Genomic DNA, 9,140 nt, shown 5'->3' with positions numbered 1-9,140 from the left:
CTGATTATGAAAATAAAAATAACAACCCAGCTGAAGTAATAATTTAAGGCTTGTATCGTGGAACAACAGACGCTCTCATCCTCTATGCATAGTAAGTTAAAACGATTCGGGAATAATCAGGGAGAGAAATAGAGGAATTGCTAAAAAAATATTAATAAAACCAAAAATGATATTATTCCGGCATTTCAGCGCATTGCCGGCAGCGACGAAAATCAATTTGCAGGGGGCCAATCTGCAACGGAGACCAGAGATCAGGCTTTAATAGAATCATAAAGCCCATCCCACAATGATTTCAGTTCACTTTTTATTTTATTGGTGTTTTCTTCCATGATCATGCTGATTCCTACACCGTCTCCCATATAGATGAACATTTTTGCGATCTGGAGGTCGGAGAGGGGGGATTTGATTTCTCCGCTGAGTCTGGCCTGGTATACGCGGCTCACCCATATTTTTATTTCTTCTTTTTGTTGCTGGAAGAGTTTTTCTTTGAAGTGCGGCAGTATTTTGACCGCATCGAAGATGAGATAGTAGTAGTTGGCGTTGAAGGGTTGATCTTCGTTGCCGGACAGGAGTTTGGCAGATCGTTTCTTGTTTTCTTCCAGTTTGCGCAGTACCTCTTTGTAGAACAGTTTGAGGCTTCCTTCCGGAAGCCCGATGAGGTCGTTGATGACCATATCGGGGTAGAAGTATTTGAGCGCTTCTTCAAACACTTGTTCTTTGCTGGTGAAGTAATGATAAAACGCGCCTTTGGAAAGCCCGCTTTGTTCTACGATCTGTTTCATGGTTACATCTTTAAAGCTGTTCTGGAGGAATAATTTTAAGGATGTAAACAGGATATGTTCTCTTGAATCATTCATAATACCAACCATTTGGTTTATAAAAGTACATATATTTTTTAATTTCCAATACTGTGGATGTCAATCTGATGACTGGCCAGACAATAGAACAAGTTATCGCGTCTTAAAGTTTATTTGCAGATCCGGGGGATTGTCCTATCTTTACATACCGGTTGGTCGGTTTATTTACCCTAAAATACAAAATCATGCAACAAGAACAATCAGAGAAGAAAAAGAAGCCCGTCAAATGGGTGATTCTGGGCCTTGTATTGGTTGCGGTACTTGGCGTCAGCATTTATTTCTGGCTGAAGAATGCTGGTTATGTTACCACAGATAACGCACAGTTAGATGGTAATATCAGTCCTGTACGTGCCAGTGTAAACGCGTATGTTGATTCCATTTATTTTACGGATAACCAGTATGTCAGAAAAGGGGACACGCTGATGCGTTTTAATAATACGGTTTATGCTGCGAGGGTGCAGGAGGCGGAGGCTGCGTTGGAGAATGCAGGTGCCGGCGTGCAGGTGAGTAACAACAGTGCGGCGGTCAGCTCACTGAATGCGGAGGCAGGAACAAAAACGTCTTTATCGGGTCTGGAGCAGGTAGCGTCGGCCCGTGCCAATTATGATAAGGCAGATCAGGATATGCGTCGTGCCAATGCGTTGCTGGAGATAAAAGGGATAACACAACAACAGTATGAGTCGGTGAAGACGAGGTTGCTGGTGGCAAAGGCTTCTTATGAAGAAGCTATACACAGGCAGCAATCATCGCTGTATACATCTCTCGGGCTGAAAGCTTCTGCCAAAACAGAACAGAGTCGTGCGGGCGTTGCCCGCACGCTGGTGAAGCAGCGGGAGGCGGAATTGATCATTGCCCGGGAAGACCTGGAACATACGGTAATTATTTCTCCGTTTGATGGCATTGTTACAAAGAGAGCGGTGAACAAAGGACAATATGTTGCAACCGGGCAGACGCTCTGTGCAGTGATTGATACACACAATATATGGGTGTCTGCCAATTTTAAGGAAACACAACTGAAGAAGATACGTCCTGGGCAGCCGGTAGAGATCAAGGTGGATGCATACCCTGACCTGAAATTAGAAGGCAGTGTAGAGTCTTTCGGCGGTGCAACCGGCGCTAAATTTTCGCTGCTGCCACCGGATAATTCCACTGGTAATTTTATCAAAATCACCCAACGCGTACCTCTGCGCATCAGGCTGGAGCATTTTTTTGATGGTAATAACAAACCGACCGGTTTGTTTATAGGAATGAGTGTTTTTGTAAAAGTACATATCAAATAACATGGAAGCACAAACAGAACAACCTGTTGTTTATCCTTCAGGTATCGCTAAATGGATACTTATCATTACCGCAGTATCCTGTGCTGTGCTGGAACTGATAGACACTACGGTGGTGAATGTGGCGCTGCGTGAGATCAGCGGGAATATAGGCGCTACGGTTACAGAGATTGCGTGGGTGGTGACGTCATACAGCATTGCGAATGTAATTGTAATTCCGTTGTCGGGTATGTTTTCCAACCTGTTTGGCAGGAAGGCGTATTTCACGGGTTCGGTGGCGCTGTTCACCTTTGCCTCTGTGATGTGTGGTATATCAGGGAGCCTGTGGGTGCTGGTGTTCTGGCGTTTTGTCCAGGGGCTGGGCGGCGGTGGTATCCTGTCTACCGCGCAGAGCATTATCATGGATGCATTTCCTCCAGAGAAACGGACAACGGGGCTTACTATTTTTGGATTGGGTGCTATTATTGGTCCGTCATTCGGACCGGTATTAGGCGGTGTTATTACGGATAATTTTTCGTGGCACTGGATATTCTTCATCAATGTACCAATTGGTGTGGTGGGTTCGTACCTGTCGTGGAAGTATGTAGAAAATATGCAGGGGGTGGAGAAGCCGAGGATGGATTGGTGGGGTATTCTTTTTCTGATAATTGGTATCGGCTCGCTGCAGTATGTGCTGGAGGAGGGGGTGATTAAAGATTGGTTTGAAAGCAGTGAGATCACTACGTTTTTTATATTAGCAATGATCGGCCTTCTCCTGTTTGTTATCCGTGAATTCAGTATTGATTACCCGGCTGTAAACCTTCGCCTGTACAGAAATTTCAATCTTGCCATGGGGAGTCTGATGAATCTGGTGATCGGACTGATCATGACGGGTACGCTGTTCATCTTTCCGTTGTTTGTACAGGTATCACTGGGATGGACTGCTACGAAAACCGGCGCGTTCATGATACCTGGTTCGTTGATCGTGCTGGTGGGCATGATTGCGGCGAAGAAAGCGATGGATGCCGGCGTAAATCCCAAGATCATTATCCTGACCGGTTTGTTCCTGACAGTGCTGTACCTGGCGCTGTTGTCATTCTCTTCCCCGGATTCCGGCTCTCATGACCTCTTCTGGCCATTTATGCTACGCGGTATTGGCGCTGTGATGATGATTATTCCGGTGCTGGGGCTGGCGGTAGCTGGTCTTACGGGGAAAGATCTTGCGCAGGCGGTTGGGTTGTCCAATATGCTGCGGCAGTTGGGGGGAGCGTTGGGTGTAGCGTTGATCAACATCTATCTCAGTAATGAAAATGCCTACATCAGAAGCAATATGGTGGAACATATCAGTCCCTATGATCCTATCAGTACTGAGAGCATCACCGGTCTCACCCAGCTTTTCCATGGTGCGGGTTATGGCACGGAGGACGCTACTATGGCTGCTTACGCAATGATGGACGGAGCGGTTACCCAACAGCAGCTGTTGCTGGGATATAACCACGGTTTTATAATGGTGGGAGTGGTTATTCTCTTTTGTGTGCCGGTGATTTTATTGATCCGCTATAAAAAGGGAGAGAACAGTGGTGGCGAAATGATGGGACATTAATCCATTTAAAAAGCAGAAGTATGAAAATGAGTCTTATTTTCCTGTTGATGATGGCATCCATTGCCGTAGCGGCACAGCAGATATCACCGGGAGCCTACAGCCTGCAACAGGCCGTGGATACGGCACTGAAAAACAGGTATGACCTGCAGGCCAACCAGTATAATGTTTTAATGGCAGTCAACACCATTGGCCGCGCAAAAAAAGAATGGATACCTGTTGTTACAGGTAATGGCACTATACGTTATAATGCACAGTTGCAGGCTACGTATATCCCTGCGGGTTTCGGCGGCCTTACTGAGCCCACGTTGCTGGCGCTCGGCGCCAAAAGCGTCACCATTCTGGGGCTGGACCTCAACCAGGCTATTTACAGACCCGCTATACGTTCCAACATCAATATTGCAAAGAACAACCTGGAGTGGCAGAAAGAACGCAACAGGCAGGCGGAAATTGATATTAAAGTGAAGGTAACCGAAGCCTACCTCAATGTACTGCTGAAAGACCTGCAACAAAAGATTGCCGGCGACAATGAACAACGTTATAAAGAATATGCGGAAATCGCGGAGGGAAAGTTCAGGCAGGGGACGCTGTTGGAAAATGATCATCTGCGCGCAGCGCTGGATTATAACAACAGCAGGATACAAACGGAGATAGCGCGCCAGCATTACAGGATCGCGCTTGATCAGCTGAAGTATGAAATGAATCTGCCTGCAGCTACTGCGGTGACATTGACGGATACTATCGGAACAGCCGTTATCAGCAACACTTCCACGACAGCTTCTCCTGATAACCGCACGGAAGTAAGACAGTTGCTTTTTCAACAGTATGACAATAAGCTGCAGCTGAAGAAAGCAAAAGAAAGCGTATTGCCAACTGTATCATTGATCGCTAATTATTCTCAGCAATTCCTGTACGAGAAGTTTGAGTATGGACGTTCCAGGTGGTGGTCGCCGTTCAGTTATGTGGGGGTGACCTTTAGCCTACCGATTACCGACCATATCAAGAATGCCCATCAGATCAGGGAATACCAGCAACGTATCCGGCAGACGGAGTTGAATCTTCTGCAGCGGCAAACAGACATCGCGTACGAGATACAGCAAAGTGAGGCGACCCTCCGTAATGCAGAAAGAAACCTGCAGATTATGAAGAGTAATTATGCATTGTCGGGCACGATCTATGAAAACCAGCGAAGACAGTATTCGCTTGGATCTTTTGAATACAATGATTTACTGGACACGGAGAGATCGCTGAATACAGCCGAGCAGAATTATGTTAAAGTGGTGTATGACCTGCTGGTCGCAAAAGTGGCGTATGAAAAAGCACTCGACAATTTTTAACAACTGTAGACAACTTCGCCAGATTTAACCCCAACAGGCCGGCATTTGCCATGCTCCCCGACTGGCGGGCCGGTCTGCTTTCAAATGATGAGATTAAATCCTGTCAGAAATGGTCAGGATTTTGCCTGTGTAAATAAATGTATAAGTGACAATAATGAAGCGACTATGCAGTCATATTTTTTTTTAATTAAAAACACCTTAAAATCTTTATTTACTTTATGTATTCCTTTATTCATCAATATTTCAGAGTATTGTCTTTATTTGTTTTCAAAGTTTGTTAATACAATTTTTTTATTTATTTTAGCGACTGGGTATTCACTTTAGTTAATCGTAAACGTAAAATCACTTTATTGAACTAATCACAATCGCATTAAAAGTGAACGTAGTATTTTATAGAGATGGGGCCTACCTGCTAGAAGCTATGAACTGTGCCATTATCCGCTGAAACGCTGTTTTTAGATGGAAATCCTTGCAATCCTGTTTGACTGGTCGTTCAGCAATAAATGTTCAATTTTTAATGCGTTTTACATCATCTCCCAAAAAGCTTAAACCTGGCTTCCTGGTATAGTTTTGATAGCATGGTGTTTATACACTGTCCTTCAATTTTTACGCTATGACAGCCTGATCATGTTGCCTTAACAATCTCAACAACTTTAGTTGCATAAAGAACTTGTTGGTAGTTCTCTTCTCTCCCTGCATTACTCGCTGCATGTAGCCCACATGCGGGGTGGGAAGCTTGTTTCCTGATTAAGTCTCAAAAGGAAAATAGCAGTAAATGAAGAATGTATTTATGTTTTCGGGGCAGGGATCACAGTACTATAATATGGGCAAGGATTTGTTTGATCACTATACGCCTTTCAGGAAATGGATGTTGAAGATAGATACGATTTTTAAATCTGTAGCCGGTGTTTCTTTATTACGGCATGTTTATGATCCGGGGCGCGGTTACGCTACACCATTCATTCAGATCAACTATAGCCATCCGGCTATTTTTGCAATACAGTACGCATTGGCACGGGCGCTGACGGAAGAGGGTATTTACCCGGATTACCTGGTAGGTGCAAGTCTGGGAGAGTTTGTATCTGCTACATTTTCCGGCGTAATGTCATTGGAAGAAGGCGTGAGGATGGTATGGGATAAAGCTGTGCTGGTAGCCGATTCATTGAAGGAAGGAGAGGGGGGGATGATGGCAGTTCTTCATAATAACAGCCTGTATCATTGCGAGCCTGCTTTGTATGAAAACAGTGAGCTTGCTGCTATTAATTATCCGCAGCATTTTGTGATAGCAGGGTGGAAACATCATCTCGCGTTGGCGGAAGATTACCTGAAGCAACACAAAATTGCTTACCAATATATTCCTGTTGCTTACGCTTTTCATTCCTCACAACTGGATGCTATTGAAGCGCGAAGTAAAAAATACCTGGATGTAAAGCGGTGGAAACAGCCGGGAATGCCCATGGTTTCCTGTCTGGATGGTAATATCCAGGGAATAGTACCACCATATTATTTCTGGGATGTTGTAAGGAGTCCGATATTATTTAATAAGGCTATTCACACCCTGGAAAAACAGGAAGAAGACGGACTTGTTTATATCGATATAGGTCCATCCGGTACGATGGCGGGATTCACCAAACAGAATCTTGCAAAGAACAGCCGGTCTGTTGCTTATCCGCTTATCACTCCTTTTAACAGGGGCGCATATAATCTTGATTTGATACGAAGACATAAACCCTCAAATAATCCGCATATGGCAGGAAGAAACGGAACAAAGAAAAAGGCTTATATATTTCCCGGACAGGGGTCGCAGGTAAAAGGAATGGGGGAGCATTTGTTTGATCGCTTCCCTGAACTCACTGCCATTGCAGACAGGGTATTGGGATATTCAATAAAGGAACTATGCCTTGAAAATTCCCGGCGACTGTTAAACCGGACAGATTATACACAACCGGCACTGTTTGTTGTGAATGCTTTATCTTATCTCAAGCTGAAAGAGGAGACTGGTTACGTGCCTGATTATTTTGCAGGACACAGCCTGGGTGAATACAATGCGTTATTTGCCGCCGGTGCTTTTGATCTCGAGACGGGCGTCAGGCTGGTACAACGACGGGGCATGCTGATGGCCGCTGAATCTGGCGGCGGAATGGCTGCCATACTTGGCCTTGCAGCGGCAGACATCACGAAATTCCTTGCGCTGAACAATCTCAGCACTATTGATGTGGCTAACTTCAACGTACCTACGCAGACAGTCATATCAGGTAAAACGACTGACATTGATCATGCACGTAAATTGTTCCTTGAACAATATAAAGGGCAAGACCAGGTTTCATTTGTTCCGTTGAATGTCAGTGCTGCATTCCATTCCCGTTATATGCGGGAGGCGCAGCATACGTTTACGGATTTCCTGCAGACATTCCGTTTCGCTGCGCTGCAAGCGCCGGTAGTATCCAATGCAACCGCTGCGCTTTATAAAGATGAAGAAATACATCAGCTCCTTACAAAACAGTTATCCAGTCCGGTTATGTGGCTCGACAGTATGCAATACCTGCGGGCACTGGGGGTGGAAGAGTTTGTGGAAGTAGGGCCGGGAAATGTATTGACGAAAATGCAGACGCGTATCCAGCAACATGCGATACCTGATTATATCCTGGAGCGGGTGGTGAAGAATGTTGATATAGTTGATCCGGCAACTACAACGATAACGACAGATAACGTAACGCCTGTGGTGGATGGCAGAAGCCTGGGAAGTGAGGTATTCAGGAAAGAACATGGGGTGCAGTATGCGTATGTGGCGGGCAGCATGCATGGCGGCATCTCTTCTGAGACATTAGTATGCAGGATGGCTGCTGCCGGATTCCTGAGCTTTTATGGTACGTCCGGGCTGACGTTACAAAAAGTGGAATCTGCCATTCAGCAGATTCAATCCACTTTGGAATCAGGACAGCCTTATGGTATGAACCTGACACCGAGCTTCAGCTTTCCTGCACTGGAAGAACGGCTGGTGGATCTCTATCTGCGATATGGCGTTCATCATGTGGAGGCGGGCGGATACGTCCACCTTACGCCTGCGTTGGTGCGTTACCGTGCGAAAGGATTATCCGAAGACAGCAACGGGAAGATACTGATCCGTAACTGTATACTGGCGAAGGCCGGGAGTATTGAAACTGCCCGGTTGTTCCTGCAGCCGCCTCCCACGCGCATGTTGCAAAGCCTGCAGGAACAGGGTGTCATTACAGCTGTGGAAGCCGCGTTAGCGGCTCGTTTGCCCGTAGCGGATGATATATGCTTGGAAGTGGATACTGCATGGCGTAATGATAAAGGGCTTAGTTACGCCAGTTTGCCTTTTGTATTGCAGGAGCGCCAGCATTATGCCCGGCAATACGGGTATACGAAAACTGTTTGTATAGGTATTGCGGGTGGCATTGGTACGCCGGCTATGGCGGCATCCATGTTTTTACTGGGCGCTGATTTTATACTGACGGGTTCTATCAATCAATGCACGCAGGAGGCGCAGGTCAGCGACTATATCAAGAAAATACTGGCGGCTGCAGAACCACAGGATACTGGCTATGCGCCTGCAGAAGATATGTTTGAGCTGGGTGCAAAAGTACAGGTGCTGAAGAAAGGATTCTTCTTCCCGGCACGGGCCAGCAAATTATATGACCTCTACCGAAGGCATAATGCCATCGAAGAAATTGACAGGTCGACACAGGAACAATTGCAACAGGAATACCTGAAGAAGAGTTTTTCCGCCATCTACAGTGACATCAGAAATACTTATTCTGATGCAGACATGCCAGCGCTTGCAAGGGCGGAGAGCAATCCGAAGGAAAAGATGGCGCTCATCTTCAAATGGTATCTGAGAGAATGCCAGGAATTTCCTATCCGTGGCCTTGAAGAAAGGAAGGTGGATTACCAGGTATACAGCAGTGCTGCCATGGGTGCATTTAATCAATGGGTGAAAGGCACTGAACTGGAGAACTGGTCCAACAGGCGGGTGGCGGTGATAGGTAAGGAGCTGATGGATGCTGCCGTTGTTTTCCTGCAAGAACGATTACATAGTCTTTTCCCTCATAAATAAACCTGCCGGTCA

The 9,140-nt window shown here is 45.9% G+C and carries 5 protein-coding genes; 4 read left to right on the top strand and 1 reads right to left on the bottom strand.

Annotated features, from left to right (window positions below):
- Window positions 1-251 precede the first annotated feature (251 nt).
- Entirely contained in the window at window positions 252-857 is a 606-nt protein-coding gene (locus tag VM802_RS13385; protein ID WP_325531240.1) for a TetR/AcrR family transcriptional regulator, read from the bottom strand.
- Between the two features lie 185 nt (window positions 858-1,042).
- On the opposite strand from VM802_RS13385, the gene VM802_RS13380 reads away from it, so the two are divergent.
- From VM802_RS13380 to fabD, 4 genes are all read left to right on the top strand, one after another.
- On the top strand, window positions 1,043-2,137 hold the full coding sequence (locus VM802_RS13380) for an HlyD family secretion protein (RefSeq protein ID WP_325531238.1): 1,095 nt from the start codon (window positions 1,043-1,045) through the stop codon (window positions 2,135-2,137).
- A gap of 1 nt (window position 2,138) precedes the next feature.
- The gene (locus VM802_RS13375; protein ID WP_325531237.1) at window positions 2,139-3,716 is read left to right on the top strand and encodes a DHA2 family efflux MFS transporter permease subunit; all 1,578 of its coding nucleotides are present in this window, start codon (window positions 2,139-2,141) and stop codon (window positions 3,714-3,716) included.
- A gap of 20 nt (window positions 3,717-3,736) precedes the next feature.
- Window positions 3,737-5,050: a TolC family protein gene (locus VM802_RS13370; RefSeq protein ID WP_325531234.1), complete on the top strand. Its 1,314-nt coding sequence runs from the start codon at window positions 3,737-3,739 to the stop codon at window positions 5,048-5,050.
- 775 nt (window positions 5,051-5,825) lie between these two features.
- A complete protein-coding gene (gene fabD, locus VM802_RS13365) occupies window positions 5,826-9,128 on the top strand; it encodes an ACP S-malonyltransferase (protein WP_325531232.1) in 3,303 nt (1,100 codons plus the stop codon).
- The last annotated feature ends 12 nt before the right edge of the window (window positions 9,129-9,140 follow it).

Source organism: Chitinophaga sp. (assembly GCF_035538455.1).
In the GTDB taxonomy this organism is placed as follows: Bacteria; Bacteroidota; Bacteroidia; order Chitinophagales; family Chitinophagaceae; genus Chitinophaga.
Note: the sequence above shows the minus strand (reverse complement) of the source record. Positions and strands in the feature narration are given on the sequence as shown.

Coding starts and splice junctions, on each gene's coding strand:
- VM802_RS13385 (WP_325531240.1), bottom strand. CDS start 857: ATGAATGATTCAAGAGAACATATCCTGTTTACATCCTTAAAATTATTC.
- VM802_RS13380 (WP_325531238.1), top strand. CDS start 1,043: ATGCAACAAGAACAATCAGAGAAGAAAAAGAAGCCCGTCAAATGGGTG.
- VM802_RS13375 (WP_325531237.1), top strand. CDS start 2,139: ATGGAAGCACAAACAGAACAACCTGTTGTTTATCCTTCAGGTATCGCT.
- VM802_RS13370 (WP_325531234.1), top strand. CDS start 3,737: ATGAAAATGAGTCTTATTTTCCTGTTGATGATGGCATCCATTGCCGTA.
- fabD (WP_325531232.1), top strand. CDS start 5,826: ATGAAGAATGTATTTATGTTTTCGGGGCAGGGATCACAGTACTATAAT.